This window comes from Pontiella desulfatans (assembly GCF_900890425.1).
GTDB classification, from domain to species: domain Bacteria; phylum Verrucomicrobiota; class Kiritimatiellia; order Kiritimatiellales; family Pontiellaceae; genus Pontiella; species Pontiella desulfatans.
Genome location: NZ_CAAHFG010000001.1, coordinates 363,845 through 384,493 on the forward strand (window position 1 = coordinate 363,845; position 20,649 = coordinate 384,493).

At 56.7% G+C, this 20,649-nt stretch carries 8 protein-coding genes; 7 read left to right on the forward strand and 1 reads right to left on the reverse strand.

Translation table 11 applies throughout. The annotated features are described in order from the left end of the window. Positions 1-118: 118 nt before the first annotated feature. Both E9954_RS01400 and E9954_RS01405 read left to right on the forward strand, forming a co-directional pair. Positions 119-1,711, forward strand: coding sequence for a GH39 family glycosyl hydrolase (locus tag E9954_RS01400; protein WP_136077467.1), 1,593 nt, complete (start codon positions 119-121; stop codon positions 1,709-1,711). A 13-nt stretch (positions 1,712-1,724) separates the two neighbouring features. Then, positions 1,725-2,864 (forward strand): PA14 domain-containing protein, encoded by a 1,140-nt coding sequence (locus E9954_RS01405; RefSeq protein WP_136077468.1) that lies wholly within the window; start codon positions 1,725-1,727, stop codon positions 2,862-2,864. Between the two features lie 304 nt (positions 2,865-3,168). Here E9954_RS01405 and E9954_RS01410 read toward each other — a convergent pair whose 3' ends face one another. Continuing rightward, complete coding sequence (locus E9954_RS01410) at positions 3,169-4,233, reverse strand: LacI family DNA-binding transcriptional regulator (protein WP_168441878.1); 1,065 nt, start codon at positions 4,231-4,233, stop codon at positions 3,169-3,171. A gap of 245 nt (positions 4,234-4,478) precedes the next feature. Between E9954_RS01410 and E9954_RS01415 the strand changes: the two genes are divergently transcribed. From E9954_RS01415 to E9954_RS01435, 5 genes are all read left to right on the forward strand, one after another. Next, positions 4,479-5,507 carry a PEP-CTERM sorting domain-containing protein gene (locus tag E9954_RS01415; RefSeq protein WP_168441879.1) on the forward strand — a complete coding sequence of 343 codons (1,029 nt, stop codon included), beginning with the start codon at positions 4,479-4,481 and terminating at the stop codon, positions 5,505-5,507. A gap of 88 nt (positions 5,508-5,595) precedes the next feature. After that, positions 5,596-7,872, forward strand: coding sequence for a hypothetical protein (locus E9954_RS01420; RefSeq protein WP_136077471.1), 2,277 nt, complete (start codon positions 5,596-5,598; stop codon positions 7,870-7,872). Positions 7,873-8,100: 228 nt separating this feature from the next. After that, positions 8,101-12,135, forward strand: a complete 4,035-nt coding sequence (locus E9954_RS01425; protein WP_136077472.1) for a beta strand repeat-containing protein — start codon at positions 8,101-8,103, stop codon at positions 12,133-12,135. A 59-nt stretch (positions 12,136-12,194) separates the two neighbouring features. Continuing rightward, the gene (locus tag E9954_RS01430; protein WP_168441880.1) at positions 12,195-15,881 is read left to right on the forward strand and encodes a carbohydrate-binding protein; all 3,687 of its coding nucleotides are present in this window, start codon (positions 12,195-12,197) and stop codon (positions 15,879-15,881) included. 396 nt (positions 15,882-16,277) lie between these two features. After that, complete coding sequence (locus E9954_RS01435; protein WP_168441881.1) at positions 16,278-20,618, forward strand: carbohydrate-binding protein; 4,341 nt, start codon at positions 16,278-16,280, stop codon at positions 20,616-20,618. Positions 20,619-20,649 lie beyond the last annotated feature (31 nt).

Sequence of the window (20,649 nt, forward strand, 5' to 3'; positions counted from 1 at the left end):
CATTAACAGGGAAACCTATTTGTTCATTGATAAAAACAGGTGGGTTCATGACGCTGTGCCTGTTTGTGCGGAATGCCCATCGGGGAGTTCCCGGCCTATTTTCAGACGAAAGCATACGATGAATACTAAAATCACGATTTCCGCCGATGCCCAGGGTGAAGCGGTCAAGACCTTCCGTCCCCATTGGAGCCCCTGCGTCGGGGCCGGGCGGGCCAACGAGGCGCTGCGCTGCGGGTGGATGGAGCAGATGGAGCTGGTGCACCGCGAGTGCGGCTTTGAGAGCGTCCGCTTCCACGGCCTGTTCCATAACGACATGTTTGTCTACCGCCGGAACGCCGATGGTTCGAGCACGTTCAACTTCCAATATGTGGACGAAATCTTCGACCGCCTGCTCGACCTGGGCGTGCGCCCGTTCATCGAGCTCGGCTTCTGCCCCGAGGATCTTGCGCGTCCATCGGAAACGGTCTTCTGGTGGAAGGGCAATTCCGCGCCTCCGACCGACTACGATGCGTGGGGCGAGCTGGTTCGCCGCTTCACGGAGCACGTCGTTGCCCGCTATGGCATCGACGAGGTGCTGAACTGGTATTTCGAGGTTTGGAACGAACCCAACCTGGAGCCGTTCTGGCATGGGACCAAGAGCGAATATTTCAGGCTCTACCAGGTTTCCGCCGAGGTGATCAAGGCGATCGACCCGCGCCTGAAGGTGGGCGGGCCATCTACCAGCAACTTTGTTCCCGATGCCCGGTTCGATGGCGAGACCGAGGATCTTTCGGAACATAAATCCGTCACCTGTGGCGGCGATTTGGATGCGCTGGACTGGAAGCCGGTCTGGTTGGACGACTTTCTCGCCTTTTGCGTGGAGCACCAGCTGCCGGTCGATTTTATCTCGGTGCATCCGTATCCGACCGACTGGGCGTTCGACGAGCACGGCACCGGACAGAAGCTGACCCGTGGCGTGGATGCCACGCCGAAGGATTTGCAGCTGCTGCGGGAAACCATGGATGCGAGCGCGTTCCCGAATGCGGAGATTCATCTAACCGAATGGAACTGCAGCTCTTCCTCGCGCGACTTCACACACGACTACCTCCAGGCCGCAACCTATGTGGCCAAGGCCAATGTGGAATCGATCGGCTTTGTGGATTCACTCTCCTTTTGGACGTTCACCGATGTGTTCGAGGAGAGCGGGGCGGGGGACACCGCCTTCCATGGCGGGTTCGGCATGGTCAATTTCCAGGGCATCCCCAAGCCGACGTTCCATGCCTACCGCCTGTTGAACACGCTGGGCGGCGAAGTGCTGGAACGAACGGCAAACGGACTGGTGACCCGCAACCGCGAAACCGGCCGTATTGCCGTCTTGGCCTACCACTACCCGCCGGAGGTCACCCGGACCATTCCCGGTTCCTACGAGAACCGCGATGTTGCCGAGGCAACCCTCGCCACCGGCTCCCCGGTGGACGTGGTGATTGAGCTGTCGGGGCTGGCGCCGGGCGCGGAGTTCGTGCTCGAGCTCGTTGGCCAGGAGCATGGCGATTCGCTGGCCGCGTGGAAAAAAATGGGGGCGCCCGATCCGCTTTCGCGTGAGCAGGCGAAAAAGCTCAAAGAGGCGGCCCGGGCCACAAAAATGGAAACAAGTTTCGCAAACGAAGACGGAATCCTGCATGTTTTCATGACGCTGGAGCCTTGGAACCTGCTCAGTCTCCGGCATAAATAGGGGATAAGGATCTATGGCAAGGAAACAATTTTTTACCAGTCACGCAAAATCGAGCGCTGCGCTCATCAGTCTGGGGATACATGCGGTGCTGCTCGTGGTGGCGTTGTCGTTTGTGGCGGTCACGGTCATCCAGAAGGACGACAAGGTGTTCGAGGCCAAGCCGGTCAAGCGGCCGAAGATGCAGCTCAAGAAGCTGCAGGTGCCGGTCAATCTTAAGAAAAAGAAGATCGAGAAACCCAAGCTGCGCAAGAACATTGTGGCCAAGCCCAAGACCAAGTCGTTGGATATCCAGATGCCGGAAGTGGTCGGCATCAAGGGTGGCACGGGCTATATGGATGGCGGCGGCGGCCTCGGCGGCCTGGGCTTTGGCCTGGAGATCGACCTGTTCGGCGGGAACAAGGGTTCCGGCAACGAGCTCGAAGGCGTCTTCTTCGACCTCAAGACGGATCCGGACGGGAAACCCACCGACATGAAGCAAATCGTCGAGGGCATGGACTCGAAGGTCGAAAAGGAACAAAATAGCAAGTATACCGAGGTGCTCACGAGCTTTGGTAGTTCCTGGAGCGTCAGCCGGCTGGAAAGACGATATTTCAAGGCCCCGAAGAAAAAATTCGCCACCAGTTTCATGGTGCCCTACATGCCGGCCGAAGAGGCACCCAAGGCCTTTGCCGTCGAGGATGTCGTGAAGCCGAAGCGGTGGGCCGCCTACTATAGCGGGAAGATTGCCGCGCCAGAAACCGGCCGCTACCGGTTCCGCGGCATTGCGGACGATGCCATGATGGTCCGGGTCAAGGGCCGGATGGTCATCGATGCCAGCCTGGGGAAACGCTATTCGGATTGGGACAGCAGCGATGGAAACAACCGGAAGTTCAAGGATGGCCGGCACGCGGGCCTGGTGATTGGCGATTGGTTCCACATGACCAAGGACAAGCCGACCGATATGGAGGTGCTGATTGGAGAGCAACCCGGCGGCATCTTCTACTGCCGGCTCTACATCGAGCAGGACGGTGTCGAATATCCCAAGGGGAACGGTGGCCAGCCGATCCTGCCCATCTTCAAAACCCAGGAAGTTCCGGAAAAGCTGATTCCCCAGATGCAGATCGATCCCGGCGTTGGAACCGTTAGCGGCCCGAACTTCGGCGTGCTGAAATAAGGTGCCGGCCAGACTCCGCAACCGAATTCTTCACCACAGAGAACCTAGCGCGGCATAGCCGCAACCAAATTGTTTAGAACCACTGATGAACACCGAAGACACAGATTTTTTTTTACCACAGAGAACTCAGAGACACAGAGCACCCTAATCCTCTGAGCCTCAGTGTCCTCTAGCGCAGCGGGTGGTGAAAACTTGTCAGGAAAACAAGAAATTGACGGATAGTAGTACGGAGACACAGAGCTTTCGTAATCCTCTGTGCCTCTGGGGCCTCTGTGGTGAAAATACGAATCCGATGGATGGGGCCTTAGTTCCGGTCGGGCAGCATCGAACCATCCAGCCACCGGCCTTCAACGAGAATCTGGTTGCGGATTTCCGGAACCCCGAAATGATGCTCGTTCAGCAGGGAGACCAGCATCCGAACGGTCGCGCGGCCAATCTCCTCCGGGTTCTGGTCGATCCCGGCATCGACCGGGGTATCGTGGATGCTCATGGTGGCGATCCCGATATCCTCGGGCACGCGGTAGCCCAGCTCGCCGAGCATGGTGGGCAGGGGGGCATAATCCGTAAGAATCGCATCGGGCTGGTTTTCTTCAATCCATTTTGCCAGCCGGTCGGCGTGCTGGGAAAGGGAGTTTCCTTCATAGCCCATCAGGGGAAGCCGTTGGTTTTCGGGCAGCTCCTGCTGCGCCCGCAGGAACCCGGCACTGAACATGCGCCGGGGGGATGTCATGCCGACAAATCCAATGCGCCCGTATCCTTTTTCGATGGCTTTTTCAACGGCCTGCATGGCGTTGGAGACCTGTGAACTGGTAACGAAGTGCAGCAAGGGGCCCTGCCTACTCCGCCCGAAGCGAACGGCGGCGTAGTCCTGCCAGGGCAAATCGTTCCAGTTGATCGGGGTGGTTTCCCACGAGAGGGGGGCAATGATGAGACCGCGAATGCCGCGGGTCTTGAAGATGGTGTCCATCCGTTTGAGGGAAAGCTCCTCGGTCATGAATTCCTCGAGATGGAAACCCAGGCGCTGGGCCGTGGACTCGGCGCCCTTCCAATATTGGGAAAACTCTTCATGCTGCCGCAGCTTTTCCGGATTCTTCAAGGGGTTCAGCCAGGCCAGGGTGGCCTGCACCGGCTTTTCCTTGCTGGTCAGCCGATAGTGGGAGAGGGCCGAAAGCATGGGGTCGGGGTGATAGCCCATCTCTTCGGCTTTCTGCTTTACCCGCTTGCGGGTGGCGGCCGAAATCCGCGGATGGTCGCGCAGCGCCAGCGATACCGTGACGTGCGAAACCCCGAGTTCGGCGGCAATGTCGCGCAGCGTCACCTGCATCCGTTTGCCCTCGTTTTCCGGTTGGCTTGGTTTTTTTTCCGGCATGTCCATCCTCTATCGCTCAATTTTTAGGTTACCTTGTAAACTCCACATAAATCGCCGAAATCGATCGGATAAACAAGCCCTAAAGCCGACAAAATAGGTCGGTTTAACAAGGTAACCTTCCTGCGGCTAGAGAAATTCCTAGGTGCGTCGTAGAACTATACCGTTCGAAATGGCGCAGTGGCTTTGCCCGAGGCCTTAGGTTCAAGAAGAAGAGAAGCAGTCCAATGAATAAGGAAGAGAGCACGATGAAGAGAGCATGTAAACAGCTGGTGGCCGCCCTGGCCTTGACCGTGGCTTGCGCAGGCGTTGCGCAGGCGGAGTTGTGGACCGGAGGAGGGGATGGCGTGAGCTATGGGGATACCAACAACTGGGATGTTCCTGCTACGGCGTTTCCCGGCAGCACTCGGGACATCAATGGAGCCTTCACCGTGACCCGCTCCGGCAATGTCACTGTGAATCGCACCTTTGTCAATGGGGGTGCCGTGTTGAATGTCACCGGCGGTACGCACAGTGACAGCCAGTCGGGCAACACCATCCGCAACTTCATTGGTTCCTCCGGAGCCGGCACGGTCAACATGTCCGGCGGTAGCTGGGACATCGGGCATATTACGGCTGTCGGCGGCAATGGCACCGGGGTATTCAACCTGAGTGGCGGCGATTTGAATATTTCCCGCGGGGGCAACACGCTGGCGGGTAATCCTAACTCCTTCGGTGGAAACTCGGGAGGATCCCTCTCCGTCGGATATGGAAGTGGATCCGGTCTTTTCAATGTGACGGGGGGATCATTGATTACCCGCATCGGTGCCGAAGTGGGGGACAAAGGAACCTTCCGGGTTCTGGGAGACGACGCCACGCAAATCGGGATTGGATCCTCCGGGACTCTCGATGGCCACTGGTGGCAACAGGCCGGCGGTGTGCTGAGCATGGGCATCGACTCGACCGGTGTAACGAAGATTTTCATCGACGATACAGACCAAGTCACAGCTGACCCCTATGTGCATTTCCAGGATGGAGCCGTGTTGGATCTGTCGTTCTTCGGTACGACGCCCGTCGCCGGAACCTGGACGCTGATGGAACTTGAAAACAACGATATTGAAGACCTCGGTCTGGAGCTTTCGGGCGACACCGCTTCGGGCTGGAGCTTCAATGTGGATAACTCCGGTGCGAACGGTTTGCTAACGGCCACCTACGTCATTCCGGAGCCGGCCACCTTGGGCATGGTTGCGGCCTTCGGCGCCGGGATGCTGTTCATTCGTCGTCGATTCATGATTTAGAAAACGAACGTTTCCCGGAAGGCTGGGTCAGAGCCAGGTTCAATTCCGGGTAACGCAGGTAGAAACGCAGGAAAACAGGAGCAATGAGATGAAGAATAGAACGAGAATAATCACAGCTGCGATTGCTGCAGCAACGCTTGGTGCCGTATCGGCGCAGGCAGTGGATTGGACAGGCGCTGCCGCAGACGGCATGTGGACGAACGCCGTCAACTGGGGCGGTGCACTGCCATTAGCTGATACCGCTAATATTGCAAATGGCGACACGGTTACCTACGATGATGGTAATACGAATTCGATCCAACGGCAGTATGTCAATGGTGGATCAACCGTCAATATTACCGGCGGTAAGCTGTCAAGCACACTGGCGGGAAATACTATTCGGGAACTTATCGGGGATGGCTCCGCGAACACCGGCACGGTGAACCAGACAGGCGGGTTCTATGATGTCGGCCATCTCCTGGCTGTTGGTAAATCCGGCGGTTATGGCACCTATAATCTGAGTGGCGGAACGCTCAATATCGGCCGTGGTGGAAACACACTGATGGGAAGCCCGTTCGGAGCGTCTCTTCATGTGGGTGGTGGAGAATCACTCATGTATATCACCGGCGGTATACTCAAAACCCGCGTCGGGGTGGAAATTGATAATAACGGAACCTTTAAAGTCGACGGAACGAACGCAACCATAGCGGTCGGTTCGGCCGGCAGCATCGACGGAAACTGGTATCAGGAAGGTACGCTCAGCCTGGGTATTTCCTCCAACGGAATTTCGCAGATCCTGATTGATGATACTGAAAACGACGGCACCTGTCAGGCCCTCTTTGCATTCGGCTCCCTGCTGGATATTGAATTGCTCGACGGCTATGTTCCCACCGGAACTAACTCCTGGGATGTTATGTTCTCCGAGGGTGTTATGTATGATGATGGTATGCAGTTAGCTGATGCGTCCCTGACCAACGACTGGAGCTTTGCGGTTGTTGATACCGACAGTAGCGGTGCGCCGGATACCCTGCGTGTAACCTATGGCATCGGTTCTTCGCTGCCAGGAGATATTCCCACGGGAAGAACCATGAAGTGGAACGGAACGGTTGATGATGATTACAACAACCTGGATAACTGGTCCATTTATGACGGAAGCACCTACACCAATGAAGCGACGGCAACGCCTTACTCGGGTGATATCTGGTGGATCGGTGAATACCATAACGCGGGCAATCCCGTGCCGGACTGTAATTACAACGGTGGAGCTGCGGTTAACCAGCATTCGATCGCGATTGGAATCGCCCGTACCGCAACCTTTAACTTTAACCGCGGTAATCTGAGTTTCGGCAACAACGGCTGGAATAACATCGGTGGACACAATGCCGGCGGTAACGCTACACTGAACGTGAATGGCGGAACCCTTGGGATCAACGCTATCCGAACCGCATTGGGTGGGGCGGATGCCACCATCAACATTAACGGTGGAGACCTGACGATTGGACGTGGGCAAACCTTTGATGGCATCTCAACCAGTATTGTTCTGGGATATGACAACAAGGGCGGAACAGGAGCACTTCATGTAGCTTCAGGTTCACTGATTACCCGTACAGGTATGCGGTTGGGTAACGGAACAGGTATCGGTGTTTTCAGTGTTGAAGGAACTGAAGCCACGTCTATCGGAATCGGTTCAAACAATACTGGAGATGGATTCTGGAACCAGAAGTCCAACAGTGTTCTGCAGGCACGGTTTGCCACGAATGGTGTTACTACGATCTTTATCGATGATCAAGATGGTGATGATGATGCATGGGCAACCTTCGAAGATGGCGCTATTCTGGAGGTCGATTTCATGGAAGGTGCTACAAACTACACGACCTTCGATCTGATGGTCTGTGAAGGTCCGATCACCGACAACGGACTGAAACTTGTTACAAGTTCTCCCGGCGAGTGGAGTTATGGAATCGTCACCAACGGTATCACCAATATCCTGCAGGTTACGGTTGTCGACAACGACTTTACAGAAAACGGAACGCCGATCAGCTGGCTGACAGGATATGGTCTGTCCGCGGCGGATGATGAAGTCGACAACGACGTCGACGGGTTCCTGACCTGGGAAGAGTATATCTGCGACACAGATCCGACTGATTCTAATGACCTGTTCCAGGTAACAGGCGGCGAGCAGCTTCCTGGCGGTGACTTTGTTATCACCTGGAACTCATCTGCAGATCGTCAGTACAGCATCTCAACCAACCTGAACCTCGTAATCAGCGACTTCGCTGTAACGGTGTCAGACATTCCGGGTAAGGATGGATCAACCTCCTACACGTCGAGTGTTCCGGCTGCTGCGGCAATGTTCTTCGAAATCGGCGTAACGAACGCTAACTAGGCAACCATAGACCTTCCGGGCTTTAGCTCCGGAAGGTTTGTCTGATTGTACGGGGATGATGTCATGTCATCCCCGTTTTTTAGATTTTCGTATCGTAGGTTGCCATGCCCTTTGGCCGCTGCTTTTGAGAAAAAAGTTCCAACGATTGGAAATCTTTGGTGTCCAATAACAGATCGCCGGGATCGCTATCCCTGAAGGCGTTTCCAATGCTTGTAAAAATGGGGATAGATGAACAGAACAATTCAGGCAGGTTTTCTTACGCTGGTTCTTTGCACGGCCTCGGCGGTGCGGGCAGCCAACATCTATTGGGATAACAGTGCCGGGGATAATGTCTATACCAATGCTTCGAACTGGGTGGGTGATTCGTTCCCGGCTTCGGAAAATATGTACATCAATCTCGGAGGAAACGATAAAGCGGTCGTTGGTCCGGGACAAACCACGCTGAACGCCGATACGCTGCGCATCGGCTATTCCGGTGCCGGTGCCGAACTGGAGCAGACCGGTGGCACGCTGCAGGCCACCTCCAATTCCGGAGCGGTCAGCCGCTTCGGCAATGGCAGCGGGAATTCCGGCACGCTGACCATCAAGGCCGGGTCGGCTTCGATTAATGCGATACAGCTGGGGCTCTCCGGCGGTTCCGGCCATATCACCATCTCCGACGGCGGCCTGAATGTTTCGCGGGCGGTTTCGGACTACAGTCTCATCATTGACAACGACAGCGGTTCCTCGGCGGGGAATTTCGAGATTTCGGGTGGATCATTGATTACCCGCGCAGGGGTGAAGATCGGTAATAACGGCACTTTTAAAGTGGTTGGGAATGCGGCAACGCAGATCGGAATTGGTTCTTCCGGCACCTCGGTTGACGGCCGCTGGGTTCAGGATTCCGGCGGAACGCTGGCCGTTCGTGTGGCCGCCACCGCGACCGGCCTGACCAAAATCGTTGTGGACGACCAGGAGGCTTCGACCGACTGGAATGGCGACGTTACCTTCGCGGCCGGCTCGCTGCTGGAGGTGGACTTTGCCGGGGCGTTCACCAACGGCGGCACATTCACGGTGATGGAATGGGAGGGGGCCCTGCTGGAGAATGGCTTGGCTTTGGCCCCGGGCGTCGATACCTCGATCTGGAGTTTCAATGTGGATGAAACCAACAAGCGACTGACGGTCACCGCCGCCGGTGCGCCGTTTTACAGCACCAATGTAACGGTGAACAGTATTTCGGAATTGCGCCAGTATGCCGGCGAGTCCGGTTATGCCATCACCATGGCGCCGGGAACCTATTGGTTGACCGGCACGACGGATCCCTACCTGCTCAATTTCAGCGGATCGAACAACACCTTCAATCTGACCGGCGTCCACATCAAGGTCGATACGGCGGAGCTGGCCGGATTCGGCTCCACAACCCTGGTGAATGTGCTGAATATCGGCGGGGACGGCGTGGTGGTGGACGGGCTTACGCTCAGCATGGAAAAGCTGGCCTACAACGGCACCGATGCCTTCGGAAACCCGAAGGAATACTGTGCCGATAAAAGCAGCGTGGTGGTTGTGGTGACGGGATCGGACACCGTAATTAAAAACTGCGAATTCACCACGGGCGGATCCTATCCCTACGGCTATGGCGATGCGTTCGGAAAAGGGGCACGGCCGAATGTGGATGGAGTCACCAGCGCGGCCTTCATCAGCCACAAGAAGCAGAGCGGTTTTTTGATTACGGGCGGAGCCGGAAACGTGACGGTTGAGAATGTCACGTTGAACATGCGCAGCTTCGGCCACGGGTTCTTTTTCCAGCAGGGGGCGCACGACCTCTTCTTTAACAACTGCCAGGTGCTCGGCGACACGATGGCGGATAGCGACGACATCATCGCCCATCCCGAATACCAGGCATGGGGGTCTGCCACCTACAAGGAGCCCATTCCTGCGGACATCCGGATTTCCAAGCATGAGGGCGGGTTCCGCTCCTATGGAAACGACCCTGAGTCCAACGGCTACAACCAATATATCGAAAACGTCACCATCACCAACTGCCGGGTGGAGCGCATGCGCACCGGAGTGGCCGCCGGGGCGAATGCCGGAACCCTGAACGTCTATGACATGGAGATCGTGGAGTGTGAATACGGCTTTGGAGCCAACGCCTATGGCACCACCCTGTACAAAAACTGTAAGGGCGATGCGCTCAACGGCCCGTTGATCTATTTCCAGTATGGGGTTGATTATCCGGCCACCTACGAGGTGGAGCTGACCGGCGACACGCCCGGCCACGGCGTTTGGCCGATCGCCTTGATCAGCGGTGTCGGCAACCACATCACGCTGACCAGCTCCGCGGCACCGGGCGTCTATTCAAAGGAGGCCTATGTGAACACCTCCCAAAAATGGCGCGAATGGCGGCACCGGCCTTCCGGCGATCTCGATGAACTGTCCACCGGGAACTATGCCAGTTACACCACCGGCAACTTCATCACCAACCTGACCGACCAGATTCTGGTGTTCGGCAAGAACGCGACCGGCAACAGCGGTTGCGTCTCCACCGGCGGGGTCATCAACAAGGGAACCAACAACGAGTATGTCGGTGAAACACTCGTTCCGGCCCCGATCATCGTGCAGGACACCTGGTCGTATCCGCCCAACCCGACCAACGTGCCCTGGGCGCAGTGGGACTCCGAAGGCAACCTGATCCTGCCGACGCCCCCGGTCACCATCTTTGACGGCACACTGTACATCGACGATGCCGATGCACTCGGCGGGTCGCCCGCCGGCGATGGCGGAACCACGGTCAGCAACGGCACGCTCGAGGTTGCATCCGGTTTTGCACTGCAGGGCGAAGACCTGGTGCTTTCCGGCAGCGGCACGGCCGGGCAGGGCGCGATTTATTCCGATGGCGCCGTCGCCAACTCCACCCGCCTCAGCTCCGGCTCCGGCTCGATCACCCTCGCGGGCGACACCTCCATCGGTGTGGGTGTTTCAGGCAATCAGCTGCTGGTCGGCCCGATTGGCGGAACCGGGAATCTCACCAAAACCGGCGCGGGCCAGCTGACCTTGGAAGGAGGAGCCAACTCGTTCGTCGGTACATTTACCGTTGCGGAAGGCAAGGTGCTCGCCCGATCCAACAAGGCACTGAACGATCTGATCATTCTGGCAGGAACAACCTTCTCGCAGAATGGGAACCTTGCCTTGAACCAGGATAGCGCTGAGCAAACAACAGTGGATGGAACGCTTAACCTGAATAGCCGTGGCGTGGCGGATACGGGGGCGTTCAGCGTAAATATCGGATCGCTTTCAGGAGCTGGCTTGATCACCGCAACGAGTACGGCGGCGACACAAACCGTCAACGTTAACAGTACAACCACAGACAGCAGCTTTGACGGAACCATTGCCGGCCGGCTCGCGGTTGTGAAGAACGGTGCAGGCACCACGCTGGCGCTCAACGGCAGTTGCTCCCACTCCGAAGGCACCTTCGTCAATGCCGGATGGCTCGGCGGAACGGGCTCCATCAACGGCGCGGTGACGGTGGCCCCCGGCGCAGGCATTGCCCCCGGCAACGGCGTTGGCACGCTGACCACCGGCCCGCAAACCTGGAACGGTGGGGCGATGCTCGATGTTGAAGTGGATGCTTCAAGCCACGATGTGTTGGTGGTGAATGGAGCACTCGCACTCGGCGGGGTTTCCTGCGCCATCCATCTATCGGCACCGGACATCGGATTCGATGCCCGCGCGTCCCGTTCGTGGTTGATTGTGGATGCCGCGAGTGTGTCGGGATTCTCCCCCGGAAAATTCACGGTCGATGCCTCGGCCTTCGCGGCGAACAACCCGTTGGACGGGGGCACGTTTTCCGTCTCTGAATCCGGCGGGGAACTCCATCTCGATTTTACGCCGGTTCCCTACACGGCGCTGGAGGAATGGCGCTTCCAAAAGTTCGGCACCTATTCCAACGCGGGCGATGCGGCGGATGGCGCCAACCCCGACGGCGATGCGCGCGACAACCTGCTCGAATACGGCACCGGCTCGAACCCGAATGTGTTCAATAGCAATTCGGTTGCGACCCTCGGAACCACGCCCGACGGCACGAAGGCCACCATCACCTTTGACCGCATCGCCGACCCTGCGCTGACCTATTGGGTGGAAGCCGGAACCAATCTGCTTTCCAATGATTGGAACACGATCTGGACGAGCACCGGTTCTTCCAATACGGCGGGCCCGGTGACGGTGGAAGATACGCAATCGATTTCCAGCCCTTGGAACCGGTTCCTGCAAATGAAGCTGATGCATTGAGCGGGGTACGCACAGGAAGGTCAAAAAACACTATGCTAAACCGGAATGGAATAAGAACCGTGGTTGAACTCTGCCTGTTGCTGGGTGCGGGGTTTTCGTATGCGGCGGAAGTCAGCTATACGGGCGCTTCCGGAGGGGACTGGGCCACCGGTTCAAACTGGAGCAGCGGTTCGTACCCGAATCCGGGTGACTTAGCCTCCCTGAATGAAACTGCCCATCTAAACAGCGGGGTGCCGAACAACGTGGATGCAATTCGGATTGGTTCCGGCGGCACAGGGGTTCTGAACGTTGTCGAAGGCGGCGTGTTGACGGCAACAGCGAATGCTGGTTGGGACAGTCATCTCGGGGCAGGCTCCGGCAACAGCGGAACGATCAGCCAATCGGGTGGGAGTGTAACGATCAATACGCTTGAAGTCGGACGCGGCGGTACGGGGCTCTATACCCTTGCCGGGGGCGATTTTATTGTTTCAAGGGAAAGGGGCGGCAATTCCCTCAGTCTTGGAACGGATGACACGGCAACGGTTGCGAATGGCGATGGAACGCTTGAGATCAGCGGTGGTTCGTTTACAACCCGCGCGGGTGTCCAGCTTGGGTCTGTCGATGGCTCGGGGGTGGGCACGTTCAGTGTACTCGGTTCAGCCATCTCTCAAATTGGAATCGGTTCCAGCGGATCATTGGACGGCTCCTGGGTGCAACGCTCCAACTCGGTGTTGCGTGTTCGTGTCGATGCAACCGTCTTTGGATTGTCCTCCATCTTGATTGATGAAGTCGGGGGCAATGGCGGGGGCGATGTAACGTTCGAAGCCGGCGCGTTGCTGGATGTCGGTTTTGCCGGCGCCTTCACGAACGGCGGCACCTACACGGTGATGGAGTGGGAGGGGACACTCACCGATAGCGGCCTGCAGTTTGCGCCGGGCGTTGATACGGACTTCTGGAGCTTTAACCTCGATGCCGTGAACAAAAAACTTGAGATCACGGCGGCAGGCGCCCCTTTGAATCTTCCGAGTTTTGTTCACCCAGGCATAACGCATAAATTAAGCGATCTGGACCGGATGAAGCATATGGTCGAGGCGCAGCTCGAGCCCTGGTATTCGTCCTATCAGGAAATGGCGGCCGATTCGAAGGCCAGCTATAGCTACAGCGTGCGGGGCGATCATTCTTTTACCGAACTCGGGAGAGACAGCGGGGTCAACTACAGTGCCTGGAACAGCGATATCCGGGCCGCGTACTACAATGCCATCCGCTGGTATATTACGGGCGACTCCCGGCATGCCGATAAAGCCGTGGAGATTTTCAATGCCTGGACCAACCTGACCTCCGTTACCAGTGGCGGGACCGACTCGTTGAGCGGAGGAGTCGGCTACATCATGATCGAGGCGGCTGAAATCATTAAAAGCACCTACAGCGGATGGTCTGCAGGCGATATCCAGGCATTTCAGGACATGCTGGTCTATCCCGGCTACTCCACAACCGCAGAACCATCCGGCGAAACCACGTTCTACTGGATGGCCTATCAGGGCGATGCCGACCGGCATGGAAACCAAGGCCTGTCCGGATGGCGGACCGTGATGGCCATGGGCATCTTTTTGGATAATGAAATCATGTATGACCGGGCGCTCAGGCACCTCAAAGGGCTGCCGCACCGGCCCGACGATTTGGCCTATCCCTCAGGACCCCGGACCCGCGGCTCGTTGATTTCCTCCACGGACTATGCCGACAGCTACAGCACCACGGCGGGCAGCTCCATTGAAGACTATGGATTCAATGGAGTGATGACGCACTATATCTGGGAGAACGGCCAGTGTCAGGAAAGTTCGCGGGACCAGCAGCACACCTTTTTCGGAATCGGGCTGATTTGTTCCATGGCCGAAATGGCATGGAACCAGGGCGAGGATGTATACAGCCATGAAAACGACCGGCTGTTGCTGGGGCTCGAATATAACATGCGGTACAATGTGACCAATTCCTTTCCGGATCAATTGACCCCCTGGGAACCTACCGTAGCTTCCGGCGAATTCATCCAGCGGGATGACCGGACGCTGCGCTGGTTTTCCAAGGCCATCAGCCCGGATGGGCGCGCGGGTTACAGCGGTAAGCGGCCTGTGTTTGAAATGCCCGTTGCGCACTATCTGGGACGGGGATTCAAAACGGAGGCAGAGGTGAAATGGACGCTCCGCGCCCGGGAACAGGCGATCGTGGAATCCGGATATGAAGTGGCTGGCTGGTCGAACGATGCCATCGGCTGGGGCGGGCTCAGCGCACGTCGTCCCGACTATTGTTATGGAGACCCCATCGAAGGGTTGCATTTCAATGGAGTTCCCAAATTTAAAATGAATGTGCTGCCCGGCCTGATGGAGCTGGAAAACTATGATCACTTTGCGGTGAAAGGGGAAGGGCACACCTATCATGATCTGACACCGACCAATTCCGGCGGCCACTATCGGTTGTCGGACGGCGTGGATATCACGACCTGTTCCGAGGGAGGATATGCTCTAACCGATCTGGAAGAGGGGGAATGGATCAGCTACACCATCCATGTGGCGGAAACAGGGATGTACAGCTTCGATGTGCGCTATGCGGCCGAAGCAGACGGGGGCATACGGTTGTCGGTGGCCGGCAACGACATTACCGATGATGTCATTCTGCCTGCGACCGGCGGCATCTCCAGCTGGGCGACGGCGCGGGTCACCCAGGGTGTTGTGCTGGATGAAGGCGTCCAGAATCTGCGCGTACATATTCCTGGAACCTCCGGTGCGTATCGCTTAAGCAGGCTCACGGTTAACCTGGATGGATCGACCCCCGGGGGATCGTTGCAGCATATTGAGGCGGAGACGCATAATGCCCAAAGCGGTACGCAGCTCGAAACATGTTCCGATACGGGAGGCGGCCAGAATGTGGCCTATATCTCGGACGGAAACTGGTGCAGGTACGACCGTCTTACACTGGGAACGAACACCACCTTCCGCGCCCGGGTGGCCCGTCCATCCGGCAAGTCCGACAGCACGATTGAGGTGCGTCTCGGCAGCCCGTCGGGAACGCTGGTCGGTTTCGTCGACATACCATTAACCGGCGGGTGGCAGAACTGGGCAACGGTGGAGGCGCAACTCGATCCGGTTGCCGGTATTCACGACGTATATCTGGTTTTTGTGGAATCCGGTGCCACTGGAGTATCCCTGTTTAACCTCAACTGGTTTGAGCTGGAAACGCCGGCAAGTCCAGGCATTCCCAGCGGGCTGGAGGCCAGTCCTCTCGGTGCTTCGGCGGTTGGTTTGCTATGGGATGGCCTGGCTGATGTCTCCGGCTATCACCTGAAGCGCTCCAGCATCAGCGGCGGACCCTATCAGACGTTGGCATTCGGGCCGCTCACGACGAACTATACCGATACGGGCCTGCTCGAGGGGACCAACTATTATTATGTAATCAGTTCGTTTCTCAACGGGTTGGAAGGTGCCGATTCGACTGAAGTTTCTGCTCGACCGTCCGCACCGATTAATCCGGAGGATGTCGTTATCGGACCCTTGGTGATCGGCGATGATGGAAACGGGGGGCAACAGGTTGGAATCACGATTGCGGAATCCGGGCTTGGTCATTATTACCATGTCATTTCGAGTGACCGTCTGATCGACCCAGACTGGCAGGAAGCCTCAGGAACCTATGTGGGAACCGGTGGAGAATTGATGATTGATTTGCCGAATGTGAATGCACTGACCAATCAGTTCTACAAGTTGGAATCCTGGCGGCAGTAAATCGCTGCCAGCGAGGTCAAAGCGGCTCCTCGCGACCGGTTGGTGATTATTGGATCTCTTCCAATGAGTGGAACGTCGGGGTATCCAACACGGCGGGCTCGGTGACGGTGGAGGATACTGAATCGATTTCCAACCATTGGAACCGGTTTCTTCAGCTGAAGCTGATGTATTGATTCAAATATACCGTTGTATTTCCAATATCTGGATTTTTTGTTCCTGTTGTTTGTTAGTTGTTAACAGGGTAACTCCTCTTGTTCTAGTAAAAATTGCTACATGTGCGTATATCTGTCTGTTAACTGAACAACAAAGAGGACGTCCAAACGTAGATGCATGGGTACGCGTTACTGCGCGGGGCGGAGGTTTTTTTTCCTTAACTGGAATGATGGAGATCTGAAGATGATAAATACATTTATTAAGACAAGTCTGGTTTTGGTGCTCGTGGCATTCGGAGGCGTTGCGCAGGCGGAGGTGTGGACTGGGGCCGGGGATGGAACGAGCTACGAAGACCCGCTCAACTGGGATCCGTCCACCAATGCGTTCGCAGGCACCACGCGCATCATCGATGGTGCCTTCACCGTGACCCGCGATGTTACGGCCAACCCAGACCGCACCTTTGTGCAGGGCGGGGCAACACTCAATATTCCTTCGGGGGCGCATTCCGATGGCAAGTCGGGCAACACGATCCGGAACTTTATCGGCAACGGCTCCCTAGGTACGGTCAATATGTCGGGCGGCACCTACGGGATCGGCCACGTGCTGGCCATCGCCCACTCCAGCAACAGCGACGGCACCTTCAACCTCACGGGCGGCGACCTGAATGTGTTCCGCGGCGGCAACTCGCTGATTGGCGGGTATGGTGGAATCTTCTCCCGAGGCCATTCGGTCACCATCGGCGGCAACAACAGCAACACCGGCGTGACCGGTCTGATGGAAATTTCGGGTGGTTCGCTCAATACCCGGGTCGGCATGGCGGTGGGCAAGAACGGCACCTTCAGCATCGTGGGTTCCGGTGCGTCCGCCATTCGCCTGGGCGGTTCCGGCGATGATACCGGCTGGTTTGCCTTGAGTGCCGACGGGCTGCTGAAGGCCTCTGTCGATGCCGGGGGCATCACCAAAATCTTCGTCGAAGACAAAGACAACACCTCCACCCTCATTCCAATGGCAGAACTTCAAGCCGGTTCGTTGCTTGAGGTGACCAACACGACCGCATACGGGGGTACCTGGACGTTGCTCGAAGTTGAGAATGGAGGTATCACCAACAATGGCCTGGCCTTCGCGCCGGGCGTGGATACGAATGTCTGGTCGTTCGCGGTCGACAACTCGGGCTCCAACGGGATCCTGACGATTACCGCTCAGGGAGATCCGATCCCGGTGGTAACCCCCGAACTGATCGGTCACTGGCAGTTTGAAGGCGGTTCGGCAACGAATTCGGCTTCCAGTGGCAGTGCATACGACGGAACCATTATGGGCAGCCCCGCCGTGGTCGGCGGCGTTGAGGACGGTACGTCTGCGCTGGAGTTTGACGGCAATGCCGCCAACTACGTCAGCATTCCCGCAGGCGTGTTCGACACGGTCAGTAACGAGATCACTATTGCGATGTGGACCTTCGGCGATCCGGACATCTTGGGCGACGGCTCGACGCCAAACAGTTCGTTCGGCTGCAACATCCGCGACATGCTGCACTCCCATACGCCGTGGAACAACGGAAACCTGTATTGGGATGCCGGCAATGTTCGGCATAACTACAACATTGCGGAGGCATCCAAGTATGAAGGGCAATGGAACCATTGCATCTTCACCATGAACGTCACGAGTGGCGTGAAGCGGGTATACATCAACGGGGTGCAGGACAGTCCCGAATGGAGCAGTACGTTGTCGCCGATCTCCGGGATCACCGCCTTCAACATCGGCCGGGCGGCGCATGATGCAATACCCTACCACGGCAAGATTGACGATTTCCGGCTGTATAACTACGAAATCTCCGCCGATGAAATTTTTGCAATCTCCCGGCCGGCATGGCATGTGGAAGCCGAGGATTATGACGCCCATTACGGGTTGAAGCTCGAAGGCACTGCCGATGTCGGCGGCGGAACGAATGTTGGATGGATCGATAACGGCGACTGGGGGGAGTACACCATCAACGTTGAAACCACCGGGCTGCATAAAATTGATTTTCGCGTGGCCTCCAACAACGGCGACGGCTCCATCGATATCGTAAGCGGCGGCTCAAGCATCGGTTCCGTATATGTTGGCGGCTCCGGTGGCTGGCAGACCTGGAAGACGGTCAGCGCCTATGTGAACTTTACATCCACCGGAACCCAGACCTTGCGTCTGGAATTTGTCGTTCCAACCGCCGGTTTTAATGTGAACTGGTTCTCCTATGAGCCGGCGGGTGATCCGATCGCGATTACCGTAGGCAATACGCGTAAGCAGCAGATGCGCTACGGCATCGACTACGAGCGCCTCTGGTTTTGGTCGGGAGCCGATTCGGTCAAGGACCGGTTCGCGGAATGGTCAGTGGATGATTGCGATGTCGACTATGTCCGCGTGGCGGTCAGCGCCAAATACGAATTGAACGAAGGAACCTACAGGGAAGATGCCTACTTCGATATGGACGACCTTGAAGACGGTCAGCATAATAACGACCGAATTATTCCCATGATGCAGGACATGCAGGCTGCCAATCCGGACATCAAGTTCTTCGCCAGCCCACGCCCGCTTAATGAAGCATTTGAAACCATAGGTATTGCAAAAAATGATATCAAATGGCAGCCCTATCCGATCTGGATAACCGGTGCTCCGAGTTATACCAACAGCACTTTCAGTTTCAACGAAGTTAAATGCTCGGAGTATCTGCTCCGCTATCTGATCCTGATGAAGGCTAAAGGTTTAAAGATCTCCTATATGGATCTGAGCAATGAGTGGAATTATGTCAACGCCCAGGACGTCAGGGATATCAGTGCGCTCTTCGACGATTACCTGGACGGCACCAAGCCGGTTGTCCACCCCGATTATCCGACCGTCACGCTTACGGCTGATGATATTCCGCAACTGGTGGCTCCCTCAGCCTGGAATTACACGCAGGGCGCGTCATGGATGGGTGGCGTTCTCTTCAACAGTTACAGAGAAGCTCTGGACATTGCTTCCTGCCATAACACCGACAAAGGTGGAACCGCAGCGGACTTCGCCGACAAGGTCAACGAAATGTATGACGGCCAACCACAACCTGTTCCTGAAATCTGGAACACAGAGGTTCACGGATGGAAGAGCACCTCAAACGCCGACGAAGTGCTGACCTTTGCCTACATGTTGGAATGCATCAATGCGGGCTTCTCCGGCCTCAATGGCTGGCTGGCTGTCGGCTACAGTGATCAGGGCCACTGCTATATCGTCAACAAACAACGCAGTGTGAAATATTACATTTTCGAGAAGCTGACGACCACCTCCAATCGCGGCTACGCTTTGGATGTCAATGAACCCGATGAGTTTAAGGAATATTGGGATGCTGATCCCGATCAGGCCGATGCGGACTCCGCAGTATCTGCACTGATTCGCGGCAACTTGATGACGGTCTGGGTGCTCAACCACTCCGACACGGACTACCCGGTCGCGATCAACCCAACCGGGCGGACGATCAGCGATGAACCGATCAAGTTCACGCGCTGGAGTCAAGTCGACGGCCTCTCTTCGGAAGGCGAGACGGGAAGTGTCGCTAAGTATTCCGACACTTCAGTATTCACCATCGTCAAAGACAACTCCGCCTATTGCTTCGAGATCCTGCTCGAACCGGAAACGGTACCTTACGTTCGTGTTGAAGCGGAGTCTTATGACGGAAGCAGCCCCGTTAGCCATAGTACTGAAGCCTGTGCCGACATAGGAGGCGGACTCAACCTTTCAAGCATCAACGACGGCAACTGGACCCGCTATGATGATATCGACCTGGATCATGCGGAGTCCATCCGTTTGCGTGTGGCCGCCCCGGCGGGACAGGCGGATGGCAAGATCGAGATTCGTACCGGAACTCCTTTTGGAACCTTGATCGGCAAAGTCGCTGTTCCGGTGACGGGGGGATGGCAAGACTGGTGCACTATTGAAACACCACTCGATCCAACAAACGGCACGCATGATCTCTACCTGGTATACGTGGAGGCCGATTCCAACGAAGCCGCTTCCAGCGTCATGTTCAACCTGAACTGGTTTGAACTCACTCAGACGGAAACCCCATCTTCCATCACCGAGTCTCCGGTTAGCGGCACCCAGGTTACGCTCACCTGGAATGCAGTCCCTGGTGCGATCGGTTACACCGTCAAGCGCTCCACGACCCAGGGCGGGGCCTACGCCATCGTTGATGACACGATCACCGAAACGACCTACACCGACACGGGGCTCACGCCCGGCGTTACCTACTACTATGTCATTGTCGCCCGCTACGGAAACGGAGACGAGAGTGACGAGTCAGGCGAAGTGGTTGCCGTGCCTTCGGATCCGATCGTGGTCGAAGACCTGAACTTTGAATCCCCTGAAATGAACCTGGCGGGAGATAATGTAGACATCGAACTCCTGAATTCCGTGCCGGGGCACATCTACCAAGGGCAAGAGAAAAAAGATCTCACCACGGGCGATTGGATGGATGTCGGCGCGCCGAAGCCGGGCAATGGTGGCGTCATCATATTCGACTTCCCCGTCGGCCCGACCGATGCCGAATGCTTCTATCGTATTACAATCGAAAGGCAGTAACCGGCCGATACGGCCTACTGCTGCATCATCC